23 protein-coding genes are annotated in these 26796 nt (G+C 66.4%); 4 read left to right on the top strand and 19 right to left on the bottom strand.

Features of this window, described 5'->3' with window-relative positions; genetic code table 11:
• Positions 1 to 36: 36 nt before the first annotated feature.
• The 6 genes from AB0O71_RS03585 to AB0O71_RS03560 all read right to left on the bottom strand — a co-directional run bounded on the left by AB0O71_RS03585 (position 37) and on the right by AB0O71_RS03560 (position 8735).
• Positions 37 to 693: a DNA-3-methyladenine glycosylase I gene (locus AB0O71_RS03585; RefSeq protein WP_363742048.1), complete on the bottom strand. Its 657-nt coding sequence runs from the start codon at positions 691 to 693 to the stop codon at positions 37 to 39.
• Positions 694 to 815: 122 nt separating this feature from the next.
• Positions 816 to 3185 (bottom strand): NAD-dependent DNA ligase LigA, encoded by a 2370-nt coding sequence (gene ligA, locus AB0O71_RS03580; RefSeq protein WP_363742046.1) that lies wholly within the window; start codon positions 3183 to 3185, stop codon positions 816 to 818.
• A 29-nt stretch (positions 3186 to 3214) separates the two neighbouring features.
• Entirely contained in the window at positions 3215 to 4381 is a 1167-nt protein-coding gene (gene mnmA, locus AB0O71_RS03575) for a tRNA 2-thiouridine(34) synthase MnmA (RefSeq protein WP_363742044.1), read from the bottom strand.
• A gap of 92 nt (positions 4382 to 4473) precedes the next feature.
• On the bottom strand, positions 4474 to 5664 hold the full coding sequence (locus tag AB0O71_RS03570; RefSeq protein ID WP_363742042.1) for a cysteine desulfurase family protein: 1191 nt from the start codon (positions 5662 to 5664) through the stop codon (positions 4474 to 4476).
• A 13-nt stretch (positions 5665 to 5677) separates the two neighbouring features.
• The gene (locus AB0O71_RS03565) at positions 5678 to 6634 is read right to left on the bottom strand and encodes a tetratricopeptide repeat protein (protein ID WP_363742039.1); all 957 of its coding nucleotides are present in this window, start codon (positions 6632 to 6634) and stop codon (positions 5678 to 5680) included.
• 82 nt (positions 6635 to 6716) lie between these two features.
• Complete coding sequence (locus tag AB0O71_RS03560; RefSeq protein ID WP_363742037.1) at positions 6717 to 8735, bottom strand: glycosyltransferase; 2019 nt, start codon at positions 8733 to 8735, stop codon at positions 6717 to 6719.
• Positions 8736 to 8996: 261 nt separating this feature from the next.
• Between AB0O71_RS03560 and AB0O71_RS03555 the strand changes: the two genes are divergently transcribed.
• The gene (locus AB0O71_RS03555) at positions 8997 to 12128 is read left to right on the top strand and encodes a hypothetical protein (protein ID WP_363742035.1); all 3132 of its coding nucleotides are present in this window, start codon (positions 8997 to 8999) and stop codon (positions 12126 to 12128) included.
• Between the two features lie 18 nt (positions 12129 to 12146).
• On the opposite strand, the gene AB0O71_RS03550 is transcribed toward AB0O71_RS03555, so the two are convergent.
• A complete protein-coding gene (locus AB0O71_RS03550) occupies positions 12147 to 12875 on the bottom strand; it encodes an alpha/beta hydrolase (RefSeq protein ID WP_363742033.1) in 729 nt (242 codons plus the stop codon).
• Positions 12876 to 12951: 76 nt separating this feature from the next.
• Here AB0O71_RS03550 and AB0O71_RS03545 point away from each other — a divergent pair, with 76 nt between their 5' ends.
• Positions 12952 to 13479 (top strand): ribonuclease H, encoded by a 528-nt coding sequence (locus AB0O71_RS03545; protein ID WP_363742031.1) that lies wholly within the window; start codon positions 12952 to 12954, stop codon positions 13477 to 13479.
• Positions 13480 to 13859: 380 nt separating this feature from the next.
• Here the strand turns inward: AB0O71_RS03545 and AB0O71_RS03540 are convergent, their stop codons facing one another.
• The 7 genes from AB0O71_RS03540 to rpsB all read right to left on the bottom strand — a co-directional run bounded on the left by AB0O71_RS03540 (position 13860) and on the right by rpsB (position 19375).
• Positions 13860 to 14531, bottom strand: coding sequence for a transglycosylase SLT domain-containing protein (locus AB0O71_RS03540; protein WP_363742029.1), 672 nt, complete (start codon positions 14529 to 14531; stop codon positions 13860 to 13862).
• Positions 14532 to 14609: 78 nt separating this feature from the next.
• A complete protein-coding gene (locus AB0O71_RS03535; protein ID WP_363742027.1) occupies positions 14610 to 15158 on the bottom strand; it encodes a DivIVA domain-containing protein in 549 nt (182 codons plus the stop codon).
• 50 nt (positions 15159 to 15208) lie between these two features.
• Positions 15209 to 16126, bottom strand: a complete 918-nt coding sequence (locus AB0O71_RS03530; protein WP_363742025.1) for a phosphatidate cytidylyltransferase — start codon at positions 16124 to 16126, stop codon at positions 15209 to 15211.
• A 5-nt stretch (positions 16127 to 16131) separates the two neighbouring features.
• Complete coding sequence (gene frr / locus AB0O71_RS03525) at positions 16132 to 16686, bottom strand: ribosome recycling factor (protein ID WP_363742023.1); 555 nt, start codon at positions 16684 to 16686, stop codon at positions 16132 to 16134.
• A gap of 64 nt (positions 16687 to 16750) precedes the next feature.
• Complete coding sequence (gene pyrH, locus AB0O71_RS03520; RefSeq protein WP_363742021.1) at positions 16751 to 17470, bottom strand: UMP kinase; 720 nt, start codon at positions 17468 to 17470, stop codon at positions 16751 to 16753.
• A 128-nt stretch (positions 17471 to 17598) separates the two neighbouring features.
• Entirely contained in the window at positions 17599 to 18429 is an 831-nt protein-coding gene (gene tsf / locus AB0O71_RS03515) for a translation elongation factor Ts (protein ID WP_363742018.1), read from the bottom strand.
• Between the two features lie 40 nt (positions 18430 to 18469).
• Positions 18470 to 19375 (bottom strand): 30S ribosomal protein S2, encoded by a 906-nt coding sequence (rpsB, locus tag AB0O71_RS03510; RefSeq protein ID WP_363742015.1) that lies wholly within the window; start codon positions 19373 to 19375, stop codon positions 18470 to 18472.
• Positions 19376 to 19678: 303 nt separating this feature from the next.
• Between rpsB and AB0O71_RS03505 the strand changes: the two genes are divergently transcribed.
• Positions 19679 to 20188, top strand: a complete 510-nt coding sequence (locus AB0O71_RS03505; protein ID WP_363742013.1) for a peptidoglycan DD-metalloendopeptidase family protein — start codon at positions 19679 to 19681, stop codon at positions 20186 to 20188.
• A gap of 18 nt (positions 20189 to 20206) precedes the next feature.
• Here the strand turns inward: AB0O71_RS03505 and AB0O71_RS03500 are convergent, their stop codons facing one another.
• Positions 20207 to 21145, bottom strand: a complete 939-nt coding sequence (locus AB0O71_RS03500; protein WP_363742011.1) for a tyrosine recombinase XerC — start codon at positions 21143 to 21145, stop codon at positions 20207 to 20209.
• 48 nt (positions 21146 to 21193) lie between these two features.
• Positions 21194 to 22936: an EAL domain-containing protein gene (locus tag AB0O71_RS03495; RefSeq protein WP_363742009.1), complete on the bottom strand. Its 1743-nt coding sequence runs from the start codon at positions 22934 to 22936 to the stop codon at positions 21194 to 21196.
• A 283-nt stretch (positions 22937 to 23219) separates the two neighbouring features.
• Between AB0O71_RS03495 and AB0O71_RS03490 the strand changes: the two genes are divergently transcribed.
• A complete protein-coding gene (locus AB0O71_RS03490; protein ID WP_363742007.1) occupies positions 23220 to 23474 on the top strand; it encodes a hypothetical protein in 255 nt (84 codons plus the stop codon).
• A 76-nt stretch (positions 23475 to 23550) separates the two neighbouring features.
• On the opposite strand, the gene dprA is transcribed toward AB0O71_RS03490, so the two are convergent.
• The 3 genes from dprA to AB0O71_RS03475 are packed head-to-tail and all read right to left on the bottom strand — an operon-like array spanning position 23551 to position 26794.
• Complete coding sequence (dprA, locus tag AB0O71_RS03485) at positions 23551 to 24828, bottom strand: DNA-processing protein DprA (RefSeq protein WP_363742005.1); 1278 nt, start codon at positions 24826 to 24828, stop codon at positions 23551 to 23553.
• Positions 24825 to 26381, bottom strand: a complete 1557-nt coding sequence (locus AB0O71_RS03480) for a YifB family Mg chelatase-like AAA ATPase (protein ID WP_363742002.1) — start codon at positions 26379 to 26381, stop codon at positions 24825 to 24827. Before AB0O71_RS03480 ends, dprA begins: the two co-directional genes overlap by 4 nt.
• The gene (locus tag AB0O71_RS03475) at positions 26378 to 26794 is read right to left on the bottom strand and encodes a YraN family protein (RefSeq protein WP_363741999.1); all 417 of its coding nucleotides are present in this window, start codon (positions 26792 to 26794) and stop codon (positions 26378 to 26380) included. The genes AB0O71_RS03480 and AB0O71_RS03475 overlap by 4 nt, the downstream gene beginning before the upstream one ends.
• Positions 26795 to 26796: the final 2 nt, after the last annotated feature.

Genomic DNA, 26796 nt, shown 5'->3' with positions numbered 1-26796 from the left:
CCTATCGGCGGCCGAGGTTCGAGATGTCTGCGACGCTCAGCCGGCAGCGGGCACGAGGGAGGCTCGGTGGGCGAACGGCAGCTCTCCTTCCGCGCGTGTCCCGTCAGGCATCCAGAGCCTTGAGCAGCCCCGCCGATGGCTGTTCACGAGGTGAGCGTCCACGATGCCGATCGCCGCCATGAGCGCAAAGACGGTCGTTGGGCCGACGAAGGCGAACCCTCGGCGCTTCAGCTCTCGAGCCAATGCGCTTGACTCGGGCGAAACGGCCGGTACCTCGGCGTCGCACTTCGGAACGGGCGACCGTTCGGGGCGAAACGACCAGACGAACTCCGCGAGACCCACCCCGTCTCGCTCGCGCAATTGCAGGGCCGCCCGCGCGTTTGCCACGGTTGCAATGATCTTCTTTCGATTGCGAATGATGCGCGCGTCAGCGAGCAGGCGGTCGACGTCGGCATCGACGTACTGAGCCACGCGCTCGATCATGAAATCGTCGAACGCGTCACGGAACGCCTCTCGTTTGCGCAGCACCGTGAGCCAGGAGAGCCCCGATTGGAACGCCTCGAGCGATATGCGCTCGAATACGCCATCGTCGTCGAACACCGGCACACCCCACTCGCAGTCGTAGTAGGTGGTCAGTAGCGGGTCCTGCGTCGCCCAAGCGGCGCGTATCGGGGAATCGGTGTGCTCGGCCATTGGCGCTCCTTCACGAGGATCTGCGCGGCTGGGAACCGCGGTGTCTCATCTCACCGTATTCGTCGAGAGGAGCGACAACGCCACTCGACGTAAGTTTGTGGATAACTCGTGCGCAGTTGGGGTTACACGCCGCCTGTGGACGGATTACTGACGGGCGTCACCGCCTGCGGCCCCTGGGAGACGAGCAGCGCGAACTGCGCTGCATCGAGCACGGGGATCCCGAGCTCCTCGGCCTTCGACAGCTTCGATCCCGCACCCGGCCCGGCCGCGACGAAATCGGTCTTCTTGGAGACGCTCGACGCAGCCTTGCCGCCCGCCGCGATGATGGCTTCGGTGGCACCCTCGCGAGTGAAGCCGTCGAGTGATCCCGTCGCGACAATGGTGAGACCCGACAGCACGCCGTCAGCGGCCGCGGCGCCGGGGCCGGGGTGTCCGGGCGTCGCCCACTGCACGCCCGCCGCGCTCCAGCGATCCACGATCTCCCGGTGCCAGTCCACCTCGAACCAGGCGGTCAGCGACTCCGCGATGATGCTGCCAACGCCGTCGACCTCGGCGAGCTCCTCCTGCGTCGCCTCTCGAATAGCATCGAGCGATCCGAACCAGTCGGCGAGCGCACGCGCCGCAACCGGCCCGACGTGCCGAATGTTCAGCGCGACCAGCAGTCGCCACAGCGGTTTCGTCTTCGCCCTCTCGAGCTCGGCCAGAAACGTCTCGGCGTCGCGCGACGGTAGCACGACACGATGGTCCTTTCGCACACCGGCCCTGCGCCTTTCGGCAGGCGTCATTCCTTGGGCAGCGGGGGGATACTTGACGGTGACGCGCTGGAAGGGCGCTCGTCGCACGAACTCGCCCGTCGCCTCATCGACGCGCTGCTCGCCGGTCTCGCTGTCGCGCACGATCACCTCGATGGGCACGATCTGCTCCAGTGTCAGATCGAAAAGACCAGCCTCGGTCTCGAGAGGTGGTTTCTCGGGGATCTCAGGTTGCGTCAGCGCAGCCGCCGTGATCTCGCCGAGCACCTCGATGTCGAGAGCTCCGCGCGAACCGATGTGCTCGACGCGACCGCGCACCTGGGCGGGGCAGGCTCTCGAGTTCGGGCAGCGCAGATCGATATCGCCCTCCTTCATCGGGCGCAGCGGCGTCGCGCACTCCGGGCAGGTCTCGGGCATCTGCCATTCGCGCTCGGTGCCGTCGCGCAACTCGGTCACCGCCCCCAAGACCTCGGGAATCACGTCTCCGGCCTTGCGGAGCACGACGGTGTCGCCGATGCGCACACCTTTAGCGCGCACGACCTGCTGATTGTGCAGGGTCGCCTGACGCACGGTAGAGCCGGCGACCTTCACCGGCTCCATCACCGCGTACGGCGTGGCTCTGCCCGTGCGCCCCACACCGACGCGTATGTCGATCAGGCGCGTGTGCACCTCCTCAGGCGGGTACTTGTACGCGATCGCCCACCGCGGTGCGCGGCTCGTCTCCCCCAGCTCTCCGTGCAGAGCGAGCTCGTCGACCTTCACGACGATGCCATCGATGTCGTGCTCGACATCGTGGCGGTGCTCACCCCGATCCTCGATGAACGCGGCGACCTCATCGACCGAATCGAACACGCGAGAGTGCGGCGACACGGGAAGCCCCCACGCGGCTAACAACTCGTATACGTCAGATTGGTTCTCGATTGCGGGATCCGGCCATGCTCCGATGCCGTGCACATAGAGCGACAATCGACCCAGGCGGTCGCGCATCAAGGCAAGCTCGGCGTCCGACTTCTTCTCCGCGCGCTGGCGCAGACTGCCCGCCGCCGTGTTGCGAGCATTGGCGAACTCGGGATACCGTACCGGGATCTGGCCGGCATCCCTCCCCTTCGCCAGCTGCTCTGATACGAATGCCGACTGCAGCTCATGCTGGCGCTCATTGAGGGCCGCGAAGTTCTCCCCGGTGAGGAACACCTCGCCCCGCGCCTCGAAGAATGCGGGGAAGCCGCTCCCGGAAAGCGCTCGGGGGATGACGGGAATGAGATCAATATTCTCCGTGATGTCTTCCCCCACTCGCCCGTCGCCGCGGGTTGTGGCGGTTTCGAGTCGCCCGTCACGGTAGGCGAGACTGATCGCCAGGCCATCGATCTTGAGCTCGGACAGCCATCGCACGGAGCGGCCGGCGGCCGATCGCGCTTTCACGGCCCACTCGCGGAACTCCTCGATCGAGAAGACGTTGTCGAGACTGAGCATCCGCTCTGCATGCTCGTGCTCGGGAAACCCGCCGGAGACCACGGCCGCCCCCACCTCGCGTGTGGGGCTGTCTTGAGTCGCCAGCTCGGGAAACGCCCGCTCGATCGCTTCGAGGCGATGGAACATCTCGTCGTACTCCGCGTCGGAGACCAGGCTCGTCGCCTCGGAATAATAGGCGACTCTGAGCTGCTCGATCTTCTCGGCGAGACGCTCCGCTTCATCGCGGGCTGCGTCGAAATCTTCGGGAATCTGCTGCGCGTTCGTGCTCACGAGTCCAGTGTATGAGCGAGCCCCGACATTCAGGAGCGGGTTGCGGCGGCTTCGACCGGCACTGCCCGATCGATCGTGAACTGCCCGAGCACCCGGGTTCCCACGTACAGCACCGCAGTCTGGCCCGGGGCTACGCCGACCAGGGGCTCCGCGTGTTCGAGATCGATATCGACAACGACCTCGTGCGTCGCGTCGGCTCGATGCAGTTCCGTGCGCGCGTCCTCTCGAATCGGTTCGAGGCGGGCGAACGCCGGCACGGGGTCGGCGTGCGCGCGAATCTGCACATCGCAGCGAAAGCGATCAGCCAGGTCGAACCCGGGAACTCCGGCCCAGCTGAAGCGCCCCCCAGCAATCCGTGCGATCTCGAGCTGCTCCTTCGGCCCGACGACGACCTGATTCGAAACGGGGCGAATCGACAGCACATATCGAGGCTTGCCATCGGGGGCCGGCCGCCCGAGCTGCAGCCCGCGGCGCTGACCGACGGTGTAACCGTGCGCACCGTCGTGACTCCCCACCACTTCGCCCGATTCATCGAGAATCTCGCCGGGACTGCGGTCGACGTGATCGGAGAGCCAGCCACGGGTATCGCCGTCGGGGATGAAGCAGATGTCGTGGCTGTCGGGCTTCTGCGCCACCTGGAGACCGCGTTCCGCCGCCTCGGCACGGATCAGCTGCTTCGACGGGGTGTCGCCGAGCGGAAAGTAGCAGTGCGCGAGCTGACGCTCGGTCAGCACGCCGAGCACGTACGATTGATCCTTCGCCCAAGCGCTCGCTCGATGCAGCTCTGGCCCGTACTCGCCGTCCGCGAGAGTGGCGTAGTGCCCCGTGGCGACGGCGTCGAAGCCGAGCGCGACGGCTTTGTCGAGCAGCGCGGCGAACTTGATCTTCTCGTTGCAGCGCATGCAGGGATTCGGCGTACGTCCGGCGGCGTATTCGGCGATGAAGTCGTCGACCACGTCCTCTTTGAACCGCTCGCTGAGATCCCAGACGTAGAAGGGGATGTCGAGCAGATTCGCGGCGCGACGAGCATCCATCGCGTCCTCAACGGTGCAGCAGCCCCGCGATCCCGTGCGAATCGTGCCGGGCATTCGGCTCAGCGCCAGGTGCACGCCGACCACCTCATGGCCCGCTTCGACGGCTCGCGCTGCTGCAACAGCTGAGTCAACGCCCCCGCTCATCGCTGCCAAAATCTTCACCAGAGCATTCTAGTCGCCCGTGCGTGATGCGTCGACTTCGAGAATTGGTCGGGTGCGGGACGGCCCGTGCAGCAGCGCACCGGAATCGGGCGTCAGCTGAGCCCGGCGGCTCGAGCCGCGGTAACCGCCGCGGGGAGCGCGCCGACGAGTGCGTCGACCTCGGCTTCGGTGGTCTCGTGGCCGAGGGTGAAGCGCAATGCGCCCGCCGCAATCTCTGGCGCGAGCCCCATGGCCAGGAGCACGTGCGAAATCTCGGCGACCCCTGCCCGGCATGCTGATCCCACCGATGCCGAAACCCCCGCGCTGTCGAGGAGGAAGACGAGCGAGTCCCCCTGACAACCGGGAAACGTGAAGTGCGCATTGCCGGGAAGCCGCCCGGCGCCGGCGGGGGCGCCGCGGAGCACGGCGGACGGATCCGCAGCTCGCACGCCGTCGATGAGTCGGTCGCGCAGGCGCTCGAGGCGCACCACCGCGGTCTGCCGTGGACGTCCCGATCCATCGAGGATCAGCTCGAGTGCGGCAGCGAAGGCGACCGCTCCGGCGACATCCTGAGTACCGGATCGCGATCGCTGCTGGCTCCCACCGTGCAGCAACGGATCGGCGGTGAATCGGCGGCCGAGGATCAACGCGCCGACGCCCACAGGGCCCCCGACCTTGTGCGCTGAGAGGCTGATGGCCGCCGCCCCAGAGTTCGCGAAGTCGACGGGCACCTGACCGAGCGCCGACACGGCGTCGACGTGTGCCGGGATGCCGTGAGCGGCGGCGATCGCGCACAGCTCGTCGACGGGCTGCACCGTGCCAACCTCGTTATTCGCCCATAGAAATGAAATGACCGCCACCTGATCGGCACCGACCGCACCGATCGCCGTTTCGAGCGCTGTCGGCGTCAGCAGCCCATGTTCGTCGATGGGCACACCGATCAGTCGCGCACCCTGCGAATCACGCAGCCACTCTGCGGCCTCCAGGGTGGCGTGGTGCTCGCCCTCGGCGATCAGCACCACCGGGCCTGAACCCGAGCGACGGCGTGACCAATACAGACCCTTGATCGCAAGGTTGATCGATTCGGTCCCGCCTGCTGTGAAAATGAGTTCGGCGTGATCGCATCCGACCGCGCGCGAAATGCAGTCGCGAGCGGCCTCGAGCATCTCGCTGGCCCGCTGCCCGTGCCCGTGGGTGGAGGCCGGGTTTCCCACAGTGCGCAGCGCATCGGTATACGCCTGCAGCACCTGTTCGGGCATCGGCGATGTCGCCGCGTGGTCGAGATACGCAGGCCCTGCAGCCATAATCGGCCGCCGCTCAGTACAGAAGGTTTGCGAGGCGCCCTCGCGCAGCGGATACTCGGGGATCGGCGACGCCGACGACCTCGAACAGTTCGAGCAGCCGCTCGCGGATCACGGCGCGCCCGTCCGCATCCTGGTCGACGAAGAGGTCGAGCAACCGAAGAAAAGCGTCTTCGACATGCCCGCCCGAAACATCGAGATCGGCGACCCGAAGCTGCGCCTCGACCTCGGCGGGCGCTGCTGCGGCGCTGCTACGAATCTCCTCTGCAGTGAGACCCTGCAGGCGGTGCAGCAACCTGACCTGTACGAGCGCCGCCCGTGCTTCCGCGTCAGCAGGGGCGCGGGTCAGCACCGCCTCCCACTCCGTAATCGCCTGCTCATAGTCGCCGCGCTCCGCCGCTTCGATGGCCGCAAGGTGGGCCGTCGGAATCTCCGGTTCAGTCGGGGCGTTGTCATCCGCAGATACGGCATCAGGCGCGTTCACCCGGCCGGAGACGCCGTGTTGCTCCGCCAGCTGCAGCAGCTGATCGAAGTACTCCCGCACCTGCTCCTCTGGCACAGGCCCCTGGAAGAGCGGCACCGGCCGCCCGGCGACGATCGCGACAACGGTGGGGATCGTCTGCGCTTGGAAGGCCTGCGCCAGGCCCGGGTTGGCATCGGCGTCGATCCTGGCGAGTAGCGTGCGCCCACCGAGCTCGCGAGTGACTACTTCCAGCATCGAGCCGAGGGTCGCCGACGGTTCGCTCCGCGCCGACCAGAGCAGCGCGACGACGGGCACAACGCTCGAGAGCTGCGCTGCCTGTTCGAATGTCGCATCGCTGACATCGATCACGAGCGACGGCACGTCGACTACGGATCCACCCGAGGGGCCCTCCGCGGAGGGGTCATTCGCCTGCGGAGCGGCGGAACGCGCCGCCAAGTGGCTGAGATCTACGCCGCCACCGGGAAGCCGCTGAGGAATCTGTTGGGTCATCGTTGTCGATCCTTTCTGATGTGCTGCATGCACGACCGGCGTTCGCGCGGCACCATGCGGCCATCGCTGCATGTCGTCGAGACTAGTTCGTCACTTCCACGAGCTCGCTCGTCACGCCGAGCAGCTCGATCTTCGCATCCTCGGACTTGCTCGGCACGAAGAACAGCATCTGATGGGCGACCTGCTGCACGAGTCGCTCCTGCTCGCCCTCCAGTCCCGAGAGCGCGGTGATCGCTCCCTGCGCCTGCGGTTTGAAACGCCCTCCAGCGGCATCGACAATCTGCTCGTCGATGACCGTCGTCGCCACGAGCGCTCCTCCAGCGCCAGTTGACAGCGCGACGACGGGAGCATCTCCCTGTCGAGCCGTCGCGCTGTACTGCATGGTCTGGCCCTTGTCGTCCGACTGCTGCTGCGCAGCCTCCGCGCGCGCCATGCCGTAGTTCTCGAGAAGCGCGTCGCTCTCGAGATCGAACAGGTCGGCCTCCGGAGCATCCGCTCCGTTTTGCAGGAGCGCCGCATACGCCTCGCCCACCTGTGCTGGAGGGAGCACGAGCGTCTCGATATCGTTCGAGAGCAGCGCCGTCCCGTCTTTTGCCGGTGCAGCCTGAGGCATGGAAATGCCGCCGCGAAGCGCGATGACGCGCGAGACTTCGAAGTTCTCGTGCGGCGACTGCTGCGTGAGAGTGAGCGCGAGCGATGGGGAGGTCTGCTCCTCTGTGCCGCTGCCCTCTTCGGCGGCCTCGCCGTCGGCCTCCGCTGGTGCCGCATCTGCGGAACCGTCAGCAGTGCCGTCTGCTGCAGCATCGGCATCGGTTTCTCCCGACGTCGATGCGACCGTGATGAACGCGGTGCGCGGCCAGGACTCCGTGCTCTGCACCAGCGCGTAGTCGAGTTCGTCATCGGTGATGCGCGGCGGCACCACGGCATACTCGGGCACCGACGAGCGAATGGTGTAATTCGCCGTTCGTTGAGCAAGCGCGTCCTCCACGAACCGCTCGTCGAGCGCCGCAGCATCGAGATCGTCGTCGCCCTGATTCGCCGCTGCCGAGATCTGTTCGACGATGCGATGCAGCTGAGCTTCGGTGACGGGCACCGGTGCGATCGACGAGGGCTGCGCCGTGGGCGTCTCCTCTGTGGGCTGAGGGCCGACCTGTGGCCAATATTCGGCTGAGCACCCCGTCAAACCGAGTGCCACTGCGATACCGAGCACCGGAACCGCCCGACGGACGTGGCGCAGCGCGCGCACCCGACGCGGAGTGGTCGTGCTGGCGAGATCCTGGCGCTTCGACCCGGTTGTAGACATCTGCTCTCCTCGGGGTTCGGCGGTTCCGCCGGTACCGGTCGATGGCGTTGCCGAGCGGCTCCGCGCTCCGGGACGAGCGAACGCGTTCCGCACCCCCTGCAGCGGGCCTCGACGACCGCGCCGCGGGCCCAGGCCACGACGATCGTGATCGATCGCGAGCAAGTACAGTACCGCCCCGACGAGCGCGAGGAGGCCTCCCACTGCGAGCAACGGCCCGGCCCACGGAGTGCTGCGATCCTGCACCCAGACGAGAGACAACTCGCTGGGAATCGGGTCCGTTCCATTCGTCGCGATCAGCACGGACTGGTCGACCGCGATCGCGACCGGCACCCGGAGTGTCTCAGTCTCGTTCGAGCTGCCCACCCCATCGATGAAACGGGAGTCCAGCCACAGGTCGCTGCCGCGAGGGTCGAGCCCCGCGCCCTCGGCTTCGTCGACGGGCGCCTCGGATCCCGCGGCCGGCGACTCTGCGATGGCTCCGGGGATGAGCGCCGTGAGGAGCCGTTGCTGTCGCTGATCGACCGTGAGCTCCGCGTGCGGGTAGGGCGCCAACCAGGCGTCGGCATCGCGGGTCATCGCCGTCGCGACAAATGCGTCGGCGCCTCGCACCACGACGTTCGCCTGCCCGGGAAGCTTTGCGAACTCGGTTCCGTCGATGACGGCGAACGCGGCCTCCGACTGCGTGTCGACCGGAAAACTGATCTCGGCCGGGCCTGCGAGAAACGTACGCTGCCCCAACCCCAGGAGCAGAAGCACGCCTGACAGCACGAGCACTGCGATTGCAAGCGCATGTCGCACGGAATCTCCTCTACTTTCACCTCGGTCCGAGCACGAGCGACTTCAGCCGCACCGGCACGAACACGGTTCTTCAACGTCCAACGGTACCGGAGCTTTCCGGGTGTGACATGAGCGCTTTCATTCCGGGCCCTTCGGAGAGCCCGCGCCGGGGCACCGGCTCCCCCGTGACGCGCCGTCGGTTACGCTATCGTGGGGGGCAATTGTGTTCTCGTCTGCTGCCCTCTTCGGGCGCGCGACGACCGTCAGATAACCGGAGGGCCCGTGTCCGAACCAGCCCAGCAGTTCTCCCCTGCATTTCGCGGCTACAACCGTGATGAGGTCGACGAACGCGTCGGAGCGCTCACCGGCCACATCGCGACGCTGCAATCGCATCTCGAATCATTGCAGCAGGCCCACCAGCAGGCGTCGCAGACTGGCAACGAGCAACGCCAGCTCATCGCTGACCTGCAAGAGCAGGTGGCCGAACTCGGTGCTTCGGGCTACTCAGGGCTCGGCCTGCGCGTCGAGAAGAGCCTGCAGGTTGCCGAGGATCACGCGCAACGGCTCATGGCTCAGGCCGACCTCGATGCGGAGAAGCTGCGTCGGTCGTCCGAAGAGGAGAGCCGGCGCGTCCTGACGCAGGCGCAACATCGCGCCGATGAACTGCTGACCTCTGCGTCGGAACAGGCCGAGATTATTCTGACGGGGGCGCGGAACGACGTCGCGACGCAGAGCGCGGCGTTGAATGACGAACGGGAACGTCTGCTCGACGAGGCCCGGCGCGAAGCGGAACTGACCCGCAGTAGTGCCGAGCGAGAGGCGCTCTCAGCTCGGGAGACAGCGCATCGGGAAGCGCAGGCCGCACTCGCAGAGGCAGAGGCGCAAGCCGAACGCATCACCGGCGAATCCCGCGCAGCGGCGAGCGAGCTGCGCGCACACACGGAGCTGCAGGCCGAGGCCTTCGAGCGGCAACGAGCAGAGAATGAGCGCGAGGCAGCACTCGAGCGTGCCCGTCTCGTGCAGGAGGGCGAGCGCGCACGCGCAGAGTTCGAAGCGCGGCGCCTGCGCGAAGAAGCCGAGCTCGAAGAGCGCTACACCGAGCAGCAGCGCGCGCTCGAGGCCGATATCGACGCCCAGCGTCGCGCGCTCACCACCGAGGTCGAGACGCTTCGCGGCCGCATCGCGCAAGAGCGTGCGGAGCACGACGCCGCCTTGCTGCAGGAGCGCGACTCGCAAGAGCGCCGGCTGCGCTCTGAGATGCAGACGCACACCGATCGCATCGCTCAGGAGCGCGCGGAGCACGAGGCGGATATCGCGCGGGATCGCGAAGCCCTCCAGCACGAGCTCGCGACACAGGCCGCCCAGGCCGAACGCGAGCGCCAGCGCGCCGATTCCGTCGCCGCCGAGGACCGCGCGGCGGCTGCCGCAACACTCGATGCGCGCCTCGCCTCGCAGCGCGAGGACCACGACCAATTGCTGGCGCGCGAGGCTGCAGCGCATCAGTCGACGCTGTCGAATGAGCGCGACGCGCACGATGCCGCTCTTGCCGCTGAGCTGGCCGAGCACCGTGATCTCATCTCTCGCGAACGCGATGAGCACGAGACCCGCATTGCCGCTGAGCGAGCTGAGCACGAGGCGTCAGTGCGCTCCGAACGGGCCGCGCACGACGCCGCGGTGCGCGAGGAGCGCGCCGCGCACGAGGCCAGTCTCGAGGACGAACGGCAACGGCAAGAGGTGCGTCTCTCGGACGAGCTCGCCGCCCATGTATCGCGCCTGGCTCAGGAACGCGACGCGCACGAGGCGTCGATCACGGCAGAGCGCACCGCCCACGAAGCCGCAATCACCCAGGAGCGCACGCAGCACGACGCGGATCTCCTTGCCGAGCGCGAGGCCCACGATACTTCGATAACTTCGGAGCGCGCGGCTCACGAATCGCGCATCGCCGAAGAACTGGAGGCGCACCGCGCCACCATCGCGAGCGAGCGAGAAACTCACGATGCCGCACTCGCAGAAGAGCTGCTGGAGCACGAGAGCCGCATCCAGCGCGAGCGCGTTGAGCACGATATGGCGATCTCCACGGCGCGTGCCGAACTCGCCGAGGAGCAGGACGCGCTTCGAGCAGCGCTTTCGAGCGAACTCTCCTCGGAGCGGTCGGCTCACGACGCGCGCCTGTCATCCGAGGTCGTTGCGCACGAGGACCGTCTCGGGTCAGAACTCGCCGCCCATCAGGATCGCGTGATCTCCGAGTGGGATGAGCACCGAACGCGGATCGCCGCTGAGGTCACCGCGCACGAGCGAGAGATGGCCGAGGCGCGTGACGCGTTCGCGCGTCAGCAGGATCGCGAGCAGCAGGCCCACGCCGCCCGGATCGCGGACGAAACGACCGTTCACGAGGAGCGCCTCGCCGCTCAGTCCCGCGAGCACGAACAACGCCTCGCCGATGAGCGTGCCGCCGAAACTGAGCGACTGCGCATCCAGCGCGACGAGATCGCCGAGGCTCTCGGCCTCGAGCGCGAGACCCTCGAGCTGCAGATCGAGCGGGAACGAGCGCGGCTCACCGACGACCTCGTCCGGGAGCGCGAGGAGCACGACCGCGTACTCGCGACCGCTGCCGCTCAGCACGAAGCCGATCTGCTGCGCGAACGCGAGGAGCAGTCTGCTGCGATCGAGCGGGAGGTCGCAGCGAAGCGCGCTGCCGTCACCGAGGAAACCGACCTCCTGCGCGCCGATACGGTGGCCGAGCTCGCCGAACACCGCGCGTCTGAGGAAGCACGCCTCGCGCAGCTGCGTGAGCAGACCGAGGATGCCGTGCGCGAGATGACCGAGCGCATTGAACGGGAGAGCACCGCCTTCAGCACTGACGCGGCTCAGCAGCGCGAAGCCTTCGAACGCGACCTCGCTGAGCGTCAACGCGCCGCATCTGAAACGGCTCAGCTCGAGCTCGAAGCCACCCGTACCGAACTCGCGGAACTCAGAGCGCAGTTGGAGCTCGCGCGCGATGAGTATGAGCGTCTCAGTACCGAAGCGAATCAGGACGCGCGCAATGTGCGTGCAGCGGCGGAGCGCCAGGCCGCTGAGATCATCATGGAGGCCGAGCAGCGCGCGCAGACGACCTTCGCGGCGGCAGAAGACCGCGCAACCAAGGTACTCGCAGCAGCAGAAGATCGCATGACGCAGCTGAAGGTCGAGCGCGGCGCCGTCGCCCGGTACTTCGAGAGCCTCGGCGAGGTCATCACGAATGCGCAGAAGATGAGCACCGTGGCCGGGCGACTCGTCGCACAGCCCATCGCCGAAGCGGTGCCGGTCGACGAGCTTCAACCAGCCGATGCGGGCACTGCAGCCGATGCGAGCAGTGCTGCCGCTGACGCGGCGACTGAAACGGCATCAGAACCCGAAGGCCCGCGCACTCCCTAGCCGCGACAGACAGTTCGGTTAGCGCTGCAGCCGCTCCTCGTCCACTTCCGTGGGTAGCGGAGCGGCTGCAGTACCCACTGCGGTGACGATCTCATCGAGCACGCGCCGAGTCTGCTTCTCCCCCACCCACAGGTGTCGGCCGCCCTCGATCGGAATGAGCGTCATGCGTGGAACGCTGGCGAAACGCTCGGCTGCCTCGCCCGGACGCAAGTAGTCGTCGAACTCCGGAATCAGTGCGACGAGCTCAGGTTTCGCGTGCTGCCAGGCCTCCACGTCTTCGGCGGTCGCCCGGTGCAGCGGCGGTGAAAGGAGGATCGCACCCTCGATCGGGTGCGCGAGACCGTACTTCAGCGCGAGTTCCGTGCCGAACGACCAGCCGAGCAGCCAGGGAATCGGCAGCGCTCTATCAGCTACGAACGCCATGGCTGCGGCCACGTCGTGCTCCTCTGAGACGCCATCCCCGAATGCGCCCTCGCTCGTGCCCCGCGGCGACGACGTGCCACGCGTATTGAACCGAAGCACCGCGATATCGGCCAGCTCGGGAAGCCGATTCGCCGCCTTCCGAAGAATATGAGATTCCATGAAGCCGCCGGCCGTCGGCAACGGGTGCAGGGTGACGAGCGTGGCGCGTGGCTCTCGGTCAAACGGAAGCGCGAGCTCGCCGTACAGCGTGAGCCCGTCGGCCGTTTGCAATTCGATTTCCTCCCGACGCGACTGCAGAACCGTGTTACTCGAGATCTCCACCACTACACACACCCTTCGATTCAGTCGAACCCCACCAGCCTATCCGGGACGGTGCTCAGCCTCTGGCAAGATGGAATCCATGGCACTCACGGCAGCAGCGGACGGTTCAGCACTTGGCAATCCAGGCCCGGCCGGCTGGGCCTGGTACATGAACGACGACCAGTGGCGGGCTGGCGGATGGCCGCGCGCCACGAACAACCAAGGTGAGTTGATGGCGGTGCTCGACCTGCTCACCGCCACTGCAGACCGAGCGGATGAGCCGCTGCACATCCTCTGCGACAGCCAGTACGTGATCAACTCGATCACGCAGTGGATGGCGGGTTGGAAACGGCGCGGGTGGCGCAAGGCCGACGGCAAGCCAGTGCTCAATCGCGAGCTGCTCGAACTCCTCGACACTGCAATGGTGGGCCGCGACGTCTCGTTCGAGTGGGTCAAGGGTCACGCGGGCCACCCGCTGAATGAGGCGGCAGACATGCGCGCCCGGGCCGCTGCGACGGCGTTCCAGGCGGGTCGGCAACCCGACCAGGGGCCAGGCCTCAGTGCTCGCACGCCCGCATCTCCGGTTGTTGACGCACCTGTGACGGCGACGCCCCCGACACTGTGGTGATCCACTCGGCACTGTTCCGTCCGGCCCGGCAGGCGCCTCAGGGAGCGGTGACGGGATCCATGCGGGGCGGGGTACTACACGAGTCGCCAGCAGTGCAGATGATAATGGCGGCGATTGCGCACTGCGACTTCGTCACCGAAGAAATCATCGGCTCTCCAAGCGACCACGTGCGCCTGACCCAGAGCCACGACAGCTCCGCACGCCGGGCAGAGATATTCTTTCTCAGCACGATGGGCCGGGATGTCCCTCACGAACCATTCCGCGCCTGACCGAGTCTCAGTGCGCGCCCCACCATTCGCGAGGCGCGTCACATCGAGCTGGGGGGTCAGCGCGGCGCGCTGGTACTTGTTCGGGCGTCGGCTCTTCGCCATGACGCCGGATCACCACCAGTGGTTCGCGGTCCAGAACGCGTACGCCTGGGCCCACCCGCCGTATCGGTCGGCAGCGTAGCCCGACGCCCAACGGAGATTGTCGACCGGATCGTAACCGTTACCGGGAACCTTGCTGCACGGCAGCGCCTGAATCAGACCGCACGCCCCAGAACTCGCATTCGTGGCGTTGGGATTCCAGGTGCTCTCGCGGGTCGCGATGTAGTCGACGTAGCCCCAGTCGGATTCGGGAATCCCGGCAGCTGCCATCCATTCGGCCGGCGAGCCACCGCCCGTGTACTTCGGCGGTGCGCCGGGTGCATCGCCAGACGACGGTGCACCTCCCGCACCGGCGGCCTCCTCAGCGGCCTCAGCGGCTTCCTTCGCAGCCTTCTCCGCCTCTGCCGCCCGCTTCGCTTCCTGCTTCTTCCGAACCTCTTCGGGATCGGGCAGCTCCACAACGCCGACTTCGGTGTACACGAGATCGGCCTCAGCGGTCGTAGCCGGAATGAACTCCTGGTGGATGCGCTCCTGGAACGCGAGCGTCTCGGCGTCGGCGGGCGCACTCGGCATCGCGAACGGAGCAACGATCGCGGCACCCAGGAATCCGGACACCGCGATCACCGCGACCGGAGCTCGGAGCTTCGACCAACGGGAGACGGGAGCAAACTTCACGATAGCCACAATGTAACGATTCTATCTCGGTGGGATGGAATGGACAACTGAAACTCCGATGCGGTGTGCCGCTGAGCTATTTCCACCCTAACGGGTAGCGAGAATCAGCTCGACGACGGAATCGAGCAGTGCATCCACCTGTTCCTCGTCATAGCCGCGCCACTGCGAGTGAAACACGACGTCGCGCACTTCGGCGGGTTGCAGGACGAGTTCGCGCCGCTCGAACATTTCGGAGACCCGGTCGAGAAAGGCGTCGACCTGGGAGCGCCGATAGCCGGTCGCAAAAAAACCTCGTCGGCGGAACCGCTTGCCGCGAGGGCGATTCATGCGACCGCGCACCTCGGAGAGCAACTGGCGGGTTTCGTCCCACCAGGCTTCTTCCCCCGCAGCGCGCACCCTCGCGCGTCGCTCGCGCTCGTAGAACACCTCTTCGAGGCGATCCATCGCGGCGTCGACATATCGTGCCGCATATCCTCCGCGTTTTACGGGGAAGGCTCGGCGACGAACCGCGATCGACGTCATCGCCTCATCTCCGGCACCCTCGTACGCTGAACGGGCGTCCTCCAGAAAGCGATCCACCTGCTCCTGCTGATAGCCGAGCTGCGAACCGGTCGCGAGCGGGAATGACGTGTGCACCCGTCCATTCTGCACGGGTGTCGTGTCCGACCGCTGAGAACGCCGCGGCATCACACCACCCCCAGCGCCAGCGCCACACCGTAGACGCCCACCGCGGACGGCAGCAGCGAATCGAGGCGGTCCAGAAAGCCGCCGTGGCCGGGAATCCAAGAACTCATATCTTTCACACCCAAGTTGCGTTTGATCAGGGACTCGGTGAGATCTCCACCGGTGGCGGTGAACAGCACCACGATGCCGATGATAATGCCGACCCACCATGGTTGCCCGAGGGCGAGAATCGATACCAGCACACCAGCGCCGGCAGCAACAACGGCCGCTCCGGCGAACCCTTCCCAGGTCTTGTTCGGGCTGATACGCGGGGTCATCTTGTGTTTGCCCAATGTCACCCCTGCGGCGTACGCCCCGACATCCACCGACACGACAACGAGCACGAGCGCGAAGACCCACCACTCCCCGTGATCCGCGAGCACCAGCAGCACCGTGAACGACGCCAGAAACCCCACATAGACGAGCGTGAACCAGCCGGAGAACACATCACGCATGAGCGTTCGAGCCGGGGCCTCCCAGCGCGGCACGAGCCCCTCGACGAGACGCCACACGATCAGGAGCAATGAACCCGCGAAGAGACCCAGCAGCATGCCCTCGGCACCCCAGAAGGCAGCGCCGGCGACCACGATGAGCCCCGCCACGACGACGCCGATGCGCGGAACGCGACGCCCGGCAACACGGAAGGCAGAGGCGAGCTCAACGAGAGCGATTCCCACCAGAATGGCGACGAGCACCACAAATATCTGCTTCACGAGCAGCAGACTCGCCAGGAAAACGCCCCCGAGGATCACGCCCGATGCAATAGCGAAGGCGAGGTTGCGGCCGGCCCGCGCTTCGATACGAGCATTCGTCGCCTCGAGCTGCGCGCGAGTCGATTCGAGCGCGCTCCGAATCTCGTCGCGTTTCTCCGAGCCCGCCATCCGGATCAGACCTCCAGCAACTCGGCTTCTTTGCGCTTGGAGGCTTCATCGATCTGCTCGATGAACTGCTTGGTGACCGCTTCGAGTTCCTTCTCGGCGCGAGCGATGTCATCCTCGCCGACGTCGCTCTTCAGCGCGTCCAGATCATCCTTACCCGAGCGGCGCACGTTGCGCACCGCGACCCGAGCATCCTCTGCCTTGCTCTTCACGATCTTGACGAACTCCTTACGGCGCTCGGTCGTGAGCTCAGGCAGCGATAGACGAATGACGGTGCCGTCGTTCGACGGGTTCGCGCCAAGATTCGGCATATCTCGAATGGCTTGCTCGATGCCCTTCATCGCACCTTTGTCGTACGGGGTCACGAGCAGGCTTCGAGCATCCTGGTTCTGCACGGATGCGAGCTGCGACAGGGGCGTGGGCGTACCGTAGTAATCGACCTGGACGTTCTGCAGCAACGACGGGTTCGCACGTCCCGTACGAACCGTGGCGAAGCTCTCCTTCGCAGATTCGACCACGCGGCTCATGCGGTCCTTGACGTCGGCGAAGACTTCTTCGATCACGGTGTACTCCTTAGTGAAAACGCTCGGAATTCCAGCTTAGCGGGCACGGCCCGCGAGGCCGGTGTCAGGCGTGAACGAGTGTGCCGAGCTCCGCGCCGCGCAAGGCCGCGGTGACATTGCCCGCGGGCTCCATGCCGAAGACGCGCATCGGCATGCGGTTGTCCATGCACAGGCTGAACGATGTCGAATCGACGACCTTCAGCCCGCGAACGAGTGCATCGTTATACGTGATCTTCTCGATCAGCGTCGCATTCTGATCCAGACGCGGATCGGCCGTGTAGACGCCGTCGACGCCGTTCTTGGCGACGAGCACCTGATCGGCCTGGATCTCAAGGGCGCGCTGCGCTGCGACGGTGTCCGTCGAGAAGTAGGGCAGACCGGCACCGGCGCCGAAAATCACCACGCGCCCCTTCTCGAGATGACGAATGGCGCGCAGCGGAATATACGTCTCGGCGACCTGCGTCATCGTGATGGCCGACTGCACTCGGGTCTCGACGCCCGCTTGCTCGAGGAAGTCTTGAAGTGCCAGCGCGTTCATCACGGTGCCGAGCATGCCCATGTAGTCGGCACGGGCCCGATCCATGCCGCGCTGCGACAACTCGGCGCCGCGGAAGAAATTCCCGCCGCCGACCACCACCGCGACCTCTGCGTCCTCCATAGCCGCGGCGATCTCCCGGGCGATCTGACTGACGACGTCGGGATTGACACCCAGCGTTCCCCCGCCGAAGGCCTCCCCCGAGAGCTTGAGCAGTACTCGGCGCTTACGATCGGCGGTCTTCGTCATGTGGGGTATCTCCTTGAGTCGAACGTGGACGGCTGAGCGTCATCGGGCCCCGGTTGCACCCGGAGCCCATAGTAGTGCGGACACAGCACGGGACCCGAGCCGAATGGCCCGGGTCCCGGTGTGAGTGGCTAAGCGCCGACCTTGCTGCGTGCGAAGCCGGTGACGGTGATTCCGGCAGCTTCCGCGACCTTCTTCACCTCGCGCTTGTCAGCGTCGAGCGCGTGAACCTGTTCGTTGAGCGCGACCTGCTTGAAGAACGCGGTCAGGCGCCCCTCCACGATCTTCGGCAGTGCGGCCTCGGGCTTGCCCTCGTTCTTGGAGATTTCCGTAACGAGTGCGCGCTCCTTGTCCACGTCGGCCTCGGGCACGTCCTCGCGGCTCAGGTACAGGGGATCCGCGAAGGAGATGTGCCGCGCGATGCTGAGTGCAGCATCGGCGTCATCACCCTCGTAGCCGACGACCACGCCGATCTGCGGCGGCAGATCCTTCGAGGTCTGGTGCAGGTACACCGACGTTGCGGGTGCCTCCACGCGCGACAGCTTGCGAACTTCGATGCGCTCGCCGATGATGGCGGCTTCCTCGGTGATGACGTCCGCGACAGTCTTGCCCTCGGCGGGAGCCGCAAGGGCTTCCTCCACGGACGAGGCCTTCGCTGCGACGACGGCGTCGAGGACGCGATCAGCGAGTGCGATGAACTTCTCGTTCTTCGCAACGAAGTCGGTCTCGCAGACGAGCTCGATCATCGTTGCGGCACCCTCGGTCTGTCGAACGGCGACGAGGCCTTCGCTCGCCTCGCGGTCGCCGCGCTTGGCGACGCCCTTGAGGCCCTTGAGACGCAGGATCTCGATGGCCTTCTCGACGTCTCCGTCAGCCTCGATGAGCGCGTTCTTGCTGTCGAGCATGCCGGCGCCGAGGCGATCGCGCAGCTCCTTCACAGCGGCCATGCTTACTGCAGCCATGTGTGACTCCTTCAGTGGTCGTTCGGTGAACGGTCAGAGATTATTCTGCGGCCGGGGTCTCGGCAGCGGCCTCGGCCGGTGCCTCTTCCGCTGCGGGTGCCTCTGCAGCGGCAGGTGCCTCCTCAGCAGCAGGTGCCTCCTCAGCAGCGGCAGCGTCGGCGGCCGGCGCCTCTGCGACGGGAGCGTCGGTGCCGAGCAGCTCGACCTCCCACTCGGCGAGCGGCTCAGCGGCCTGCTCAGAGCCCTCGGACGGCTTCTGGTGGCGCTCCATGAGGCCCTCAGCAGCAGCATCGGCGATGACGCGGGTGAGCAGCGCGACCGAGCGGATCGCGTCGTCGTTGCCCGGAATCGGGTAGGTGACCTCGTCGGGATCGCAGTTGGTGTCGAGGATCGCGATCACGGGGATCCCGAGCTTCTTCGCCTCGTCGATCGCGAGGTGCTCCTTCTTGGTGTCGACCACCCAGAGAGCCGAGGGGGTCTTGCCCATGTGGCGGATTCCGCCGAGCGACTTCTGCAGCTTCTCGAGTTCGCGCTTCTTGAGGAGGAGCTCCTTCTTCGTGAAGCCGCTCGTCGTGCCCTCGAAGTCGAGCTGCTCGAGCTCCTTCATGCGCTCCAGCCGACCGGTGACCGTCTGGAAGTTGGTGAGGAGTCCGCCCAGCCAGCGCTGGTTCACGTAGGGCTGGTTGACACGGGTCGCCTGCTCGGCGATGGCCTCCTGCGCCTGCTTCTTGGTGCCGACGAAGAGGATGTTGCCGCCACGGGCAACGGTCTGCTTCACGAACTCGTACGCAGCATCGATGTATCCGAGCGACTGCTGCAGATCGATGATGTAGATGCCCGAGCGCTCGGTGAAGATGAAGCGCTTCATCTTCGGGTTCCAACGGCGGGTCTGGTGTCCGAAGTGAACGCCGCTGTCGAGCAGCTGGCGCATGGTAACGACGGCCATTGCCGTCCTCCTGTTCTGCGCACCCTCGCGGGCGCGCCTATTACGGTTGTCATCGGTCGCGATCGCGACCAGATCCTGGTGCCCTCGGGATCAGCCGCCGTGCTCAAGACGAACACGGACCGTTGGCGTCACTCCGATGCGTGGGCACGCGAAGTCACCTCTCACAAGGTGCTGGACCAGTGTACACCAGCGGGACCCCGATTTCGTCCGCCCACAAGACGGAATCAAGGCGGATCACCCACCCGTTTCCACCATCTTGCAGATTGAGCCTCACCACGACGCCCGCGATGTCACGATCGCTCCATGAACGTACGATCGAAACCGAACGCGCTGGCCCGCGGCGTGACGCTCAGCTTGGTGCTGTGGCTCATAGCCACTGACGCGTCAACAGCATTCGCGACCCAGCGCCCTCCCGAACGCTGGCTGCCGCCGCTGGAAGCGGGCCTCGCGCTCGTCGAGCCCTTCCGCGCTCCCCCACACGCCTACGGCGCAGGCCATCGAGGCATCGATCTCGCAGCAGAGCCGGGGGCGTCTCTTCGGGCCCCGGCAGGAGGGGTGGTGAGTTTCGTCGGATCGGTCGTCGATCGGCCGGTGATCTCCGTGCGCGTGGATGCGCACACGGTGTACTCGATCGAACCCGTCAGCAGCGCGTTGCAGCGGGGCGACACGATCGGCATCGGCTCGGTCATCGGCACCGTGGGCGAGGGCGGGCACTGCGAAAAGCGATGCGTGCACCTCGGAGTCCGCGTCGACGATGCATATGTGAATCCAATGCGCTATTTCGTCGCACGACCAGTACTACTGCCGTGGTGAGCTTCCGATGGCCGGCGCTCAGGCGCGCGGGTGCGCCTGCCGATAGCTCTGGGCCAAGCGCTCGGTCGAGACGTGCGTGTACACCTGCGTGCTCGACAGGCTCGAGTGCCCCAGCATCTCCTGCACCACTCGCAGGTCCGCTCCCCCGTTGAGCAGATGAGTCGCCGCAGTGTGACGAAACGTGTGCGGACCTTTCGGACCCCCGCCCGGTTCCTCCCCGAGCTCTCTCGCCACCATTCGATACACCGCATTGACGCCCAAGCGCCCGCCGCTGTTCCCCGCGAACAGAGCCCCGTGATCAACCCGCCCAGAGGATGCAGGCGCAGCTGCGGCCGCACGGACGAGCAACTGCGGGCGGGCGAGGGCCATATACGTGTCGAGCGCCCGCGCTGCCGGCCCCCCATAGGGCACCACCCGCTCCTTATTGCCCTTCCCCAGCACCCGGACCGTGCGGCCAGCCGTGTCGACGCCCGTCACCGGCAACGAGCACAGCTCGGAGACCCGCAGCGCTGCCGCGTACAACAACTCGAATACGGCATGGTCGCGCAGCGATTCGGGCTGATCCGGGGTCGCGCGCGCCTCGACGCGTGCGAGCAGTCGGCGCATCTGCTCATCAGCCAGCACCCGGGGCAGCTCACGCCCCGCCTTCGGCGCACGCAACCGTGACGCCGGATTGCCCGGCACGAGACGGGAGCGCTCGAGCCAAGTTCCGAACGACTTCAATGTCGCCACGTTGCGCGCGATGGTCGTGGCGGCAAGTCCCTGCTGCTGCCGCTGCCACAACCACTCACGCATGAGTTCGATATCGCAGGCGTCCAATTGCTCGCGTCTCGATTCTTCAGCAAAAGTGACGAACCATGCGAGATCGCGCTGGTAGGCGCGAACCGTGTGCTCCGAGTACCCGTACTCCAGCTGCACCGTCGTGAGAAACCGCTCGACGGCGGTGGACAATCGCATGTACCCATTCTCGCGCATTTGCTGGTCAGGACGCCGTCGGCCCCGTACTCACCGGCGGGGCAGCAAGATCTGATCAGTTTCAGGCCCGGTCTGCACTGCGCCCCCCGTTGGCGAAGCCGCACGCATGCGTTCGCTTTGCGAGAGCACCGCGGGGCCGGCGCCCGGCCGGCCAGTGAGAAAACCCTGGATCTCGTCGAAGCCTTCGAGCTTGAGTATCTCGCGCTGCTGCTCCGTCTCGACGCCTTCGACCAGCACGGTGGCCGTGAGCGCGTGGCCGAGCGCCAGAATCGCCCGGAGTACATCGCGGGTGCGAGACGGCTGCAAACTCTCGTAGAGCACGGAGCGGTCGATCTTCACCCGATCGAAGCCGAATGACAGCAGGGTGTCCAACGACGAGAACCCGGTGCCGAAATCGTCGAGCGCGATGAGCACGCCGAGTCGCTGCAGTTCCTCGAACGTCGCGATGACCTCCCGACGATGAGAGATCAACGTCGACTCGGTGATCTCCAGTTCGAGTCGGCTGGGGGTCAATCCGCTTTCCGACAGCGCGCGCCTCACCGCAGCGAGAAACTGCTCATCGGTGAGTTGAGCGGCAGATACGTTCACAGCGACGCGGGCCCGATCCTGCCACCCAGCTGCATCCGAACACGCGCGCCGCAGCACCCATTCACCCAACTGCACGATGGTTCCATTCGCCTCGGCAATGGGAATGAACTCCCCGGGGTGCAGCAGTCCGAGAATCGGGTGCTCCCAGCGCACGAGCGCTTCCCAGCCCACGACCGCCTCATCCTTCAGCGAGGATTGCGGCTGGTAGAGCAGCGTGAATTCGTCACGCTCGATGGCTCCGATGATCTGGCGGCCGAGGAACCGGCGTGACGCCGAGTGCTCGAGCAAGCCCTCGCGATAGCGCATCGCCTCGCTCGCCCCACGCTCTTTGGCGTCGTACATCGCCGCGTCGGCGCGCACCAGCAGCTCGGAGATGTCGCTCGCGTCTCCCGGGAACCCGGCGATGCCGATGCTGGCGGAAACGATTCTCGACTTTCCGTGGAAGCGCACCGGCTCGCTCATCGCCGCGGTCACACCTGCAACGAAGTCGTCGACCGCCCGCGCATCAGGTGTCAGAGCCGCAGCCGCGAACTCATCGCCGCCCAGTCGTGCGGTCACGATTCCGAGGTCTTCCCTGCGGTGTAGGTTCTCTGCGGTGGCGCGCAGAAGTTCGTCGCCTGCAGCGTGCCCGAGTGTGTCGTTGATCCGTTTGAAATCGTTGAGGTCGATGATCGCGACTGCGAACGGTGCGGCATCCGCAGACCACTGCGCGAGCTCCGAGAGAAACGCCGATCGGTTCCACATTCCCGTGAGTGGGTCCGTGGAAGCTGCGCGTCGCAGTGCGTTCGAAGCTTCACGCGCCACGGTAACGTCGCGCGTGATCTTCGCGAAGCCGATCACCACGTCTTGATCGTTGCGCACCGCGTTCACGGTGACGTGGGCCCAGAACTGCGAGCCGTCTTTGCGAACGCGCCACCCCTCCGTCTCCAGGCGACCATCCCGCTTCGCGATTGCGAGAATTCTGTCGGGTAGACCGTCGGCGCGGTCATCCCCCGTGAAGAAGGTCTCGAACGACTTTCCCACGATCTCGCTGCGCTGGTATCCCTTGATGCGTTCTGCGCCGGAGTTCCAACTCGTCACGAGACCGCCGGGTGAGAGCAGGTAGATCGAATAATCTTGCACGGCCTCCACGAGATAGCGGAACATCTCGGCATCGCGATCCATTGCGGCCTCTCCAACGATCATCCGATCGTCCTCACGATCATTCCACTTCGGCCCCGCGTAGCACGGCGACCCTGAATCCCCTCAGCGATTGTATGGCCCATCTCAGCGCGACACGCACCAACCGACTCCGCCCCGCTTCAGGAACAGATGGCTACTCGACATGCCCGACCTGCACACTCCACGCAATCATGTTCTTGTATTACATAAATTATGTCATACTTTTTGTATGGGATACGTCGTGCATGGTGGTCGTGAGTACGAATTCGAAGATCGCACCCTCGCTCACTTGAGAACAGTGATCGGCATGAAGCTCGCAAAACACGAGGGCTTCTTCTTGAGTTGGGCGGTCGACGCGAGCCGTGGCAGCGGTCGACACGAGATCTGGGTCTCGGAGCATTCTCCGATCGCCTTCCGCTTCAGCGGCGGAAAGGCACCGCAGCTCAATCCGACGTGGATCAAGGCGCTGCTGGCGATCTCGTACACGCCGAGAGGGCTCGTCGTGCTGCCGGAGAGCGAGGCGACCAAGTGGGCGCAGCGCAATCCGCTTCTCGCAGCCTGACTCTGGCCCAATGCTCCACTACTTCCCGAATCGCTCGGGCCGCACGATGCCGCACTCCACGATCCGCTCAATGCGCTCACTCGCGTCGCACCAGACGCCAGCGCGCGAGATCTCCGGGAACCCCTGCACGAGCGACGCATCCCAGCATCTCGAGTTCGGCCAGCACCCCGCGAGCCTCCTCGGTACCGAGACCGGCGGCGAGCGCGACCTCTCCGGCGCTTCGGATTCCGCGCAGCGGCAGTGCGTCGAGCACCCGCCGGTGCGACGCCGATTGACGGTCGACGATCCCGTCGATCAACTGCCCCGCGGCGTCGTCGAGACCGAGAAACTCGCGAAGCTCGTCTGAATTCGAAACGAGCGTTGCTCCGTATTCGCGTATGAGCCGATGGCAACCGGCCGACGCCGCACTGGTGACCGGCCCGGGCACCGCCCCGAGATCCCGTCCCAGTTCAGCCGCGTGACCCGCCGTATTGAGCGATCCGGATCGCGTGCCTGCCTCGGTCACGAGCGTAGCCGTGGCGAGAGCAGCGATTGACCGATTGCGCTGGAGAAACCGCCACCGCGTGGGGGCGGCCCCCGGTACCATTTCTGAGCACACTGCTCCCGCGCCCGCAATGCGATCGAGCAGCGATTCGTGCGCAGCGGGGTAGGCGCGGTCGGCTCCGCCCGCGAGGACGGCGACGGTGGGCGCACCCGATGCGAGCGCAGCACGGTGCGCCACCGCATCGATGCCGTACGCCGCACCTGAGACGATCGCAATTCCGGCAGTGCCGGCGGAGTCCACGAGCTCTGCCGTCACGTTAGCCCCGTACCCCGTGCAGGCGCGCGCACCGACGACGGCGAGCGAAGGCAGACCGAGGAACGCTGCTTCGCCGCGCACCCAGAGCAGCTGCGGAGCATGGACACCCAAATCGTTCAGCGCCGCGGGCCACAACGAGCATTCGGGACCGATCAGCTGCAGCCCCGAGGCGATCGCCCGGTCGAGATCCGCTGCGGTTGCAGCTCGGTCGAGACGGTGACGCCAGCGAGCAACCGCCGCCGCAAGGGTGCGGCGATTCAGATCGACTCCAGCAGCCGCCGCAGACGTCTCGAGCTGCTGAGGCGCGTCGACATCTGCGAGCATCTCCAGTACCGACGATGCGCCCAGTGCGCCGATGAGGGCCCCGGCCACCGCATCGCCCGGTTCGATCAGCCTCGACCACACGGCCCTGGCATACAGCACGTCGAGTCCGGTCGCCACCCCGGCCTCACCTTCACGGGCTTGCTCCAAGCTCGACTCGGCGTTCGGGGAGAGCTGGGTGAGCGCCGCCCGTTCTTTCGCATCGGGGCGGATGCGCGGTCGCTTCGCGTTCACGCTGAATCACCCCCGCGCAAGGCGAGCGCTTGCGCAACTTCCGCTCGGCGCGGTCGCTCGACGCCAGCGAGGTCGCTCACCGTCCACGCGACGCGCAGCACCCGGTCGTAGCCCCTCAGCGTCAACGCTCCACGTGCCAGCGCATGGTCGATCACCGCGGTGTCGGCGCGCGGCAGGCGCAGTCGCGCGCTGCGCAGCCAGCTTCCGGGCACCTCGGCGTTCACGGTCCACCCGGTGCCGGCCCAGCGCTCCGCGGCGACGGCTCGAGCTTCGACCACGCGCTCGCGCAGTTGAGAACTTGTGACCCGGCGTTCGTGGGGATCATCGAGCAGCACCTTCGACACCCGGTGCAACGACAGTCGCAGGTCGATCCGATCTGAGAGCGGCCCGGAGATGCGCTGCCGATACCCCACCCGAACGCGCGGCGTGCAGGTGCATCTCACCGCGGTGTCGGGCGAGCCCGCGTTTCCGCAGGGGCACGGATTCGCAGCGAGCACGAGCTGCACGCGTGCGGGGAGTACCGTGCGGATGCGGGAGCGGTGGATCTCAATTTTCCCGGTCTCGAGCGGCTGCCGCAACGCATCGAGCACCGTTCGCGGAAACTCGGGCGCCTCGTCGAGAAATAGGACGCCATGGCACGCGCGCGTGATGGCGCCCGGGCGCACTTCGATTCCCTGGCCACCCCCGATGATGGATGCCGCCGACGCCGTATGGTGCGGACTCTCGAACGGGGGCCGACGCACGAGCCGGAGCAACGGCGATCCTCCGAGCGAGGCAATGCTGCTGGCTTCAAGCGCCGCGTCGTCGTCGAGTTCGGGAAGCAGCGTCGGCAGACGCGTCGCGAGCAGCGTTTTTCCCGCCCCAGGCGGTCCGAGCAGTGACACGTGATGTCTGCCTGCGGCCGCGACCACCATGGCCTCAACCGCTTCCGGCTGCCCCACCACCTCGTCCATATCGACTGCCGAGCCCGGGAAGCCGGCTTCACCCGGCGCAGCTGCCGGAGCTGATGCATGAATCATGCGCCCACGATCTCGATCGCCGCGATACCAGGCGACAGCACCCGCGAGGTCGGGTACCGCGATGACCTCGATGCCTGGCACGAGAGCCGCCTCTGCCGAGCACGCTTCGGGCACCATGACCCGCGCGAATCCCAGCGCCCGTGCCGCCGCCACCGAGGAGAGCAGGCCGGCCGGTCGGCGCAGCGCTCCGTCGAGCGCCAACTCTCCCAGGTGCACGACGTCGGCAAGGCCGGTCGCAGGGAGGTGCCTGGATGCGGCGAGCGCGGCGAGCGCGATCGCCAGATCGAATCCCGAGCCGTGCTTGGGGAGCGATGCGGGTGCCAGATTCACCGTGATGAAACGATCGGAAAGCGGCATCCCTGCCTGGGCGGTCGCCGTGCGCACACGCAGCTTCGCTTCGGTCAGCGATGTGTCGGGAAGGCCGATGATCGCGATTCCCGGCAGCTGCTGCGAAATGGCGGATTCGACCATCACCGTGGTGCCGTGGAGCCCCGTGAGCGCAATGGACGCTGCCCGACATACGACCCCGCTCACGAGATTCCCCGAACATGGTCGATGCGCGGAGACGCTCCAGAACGGAGAACGATGCCGATCGCGTCGACGCGAAGGCCCGATCCCGAATGCGGATGCGCTCGCGCCCAGTCCAGCAGCAGGCGACGCAACCGCGCCGTCTTGCGTGCGGTGATGGCTTCGAGCGGACTGCCGTACCCGGCCCCGCTGCGAGTCTTGACCTCTACCGCGACGACGACGCCGTGGTCAGAGACAACGAGGTCGAGCTCTCCATATCGATTTCGCCAGTTCCGGTCGAGAACGCGGCACCCGAGCCCTTCGAGGTACGCGCCCGCGATCGTTTCGCCGCGCGCCCCGAGCGTCTGGTTGCGGGAATGCGCCTCCCCGTCGTCGACGTCTTTTGCCGTGCCGCCAGTGTGTAGCGTTGTGCGCTCCATGA

Source organism: Leucobacter sp. NPDC077196 (assembly GCF_040687075.1).
In the GTDB taxonomy this organism is placed as follows: Bacteria; Actinomycetota; Actinomycetes; order Actinomycetales; family Microbacteriaceae; genus Leucobacter.
The sequence above is the reverse complement of the archived record's forward strand: the minus strand, read 5'-3'. Positions and strand labels throughout refer to the sequence as shown.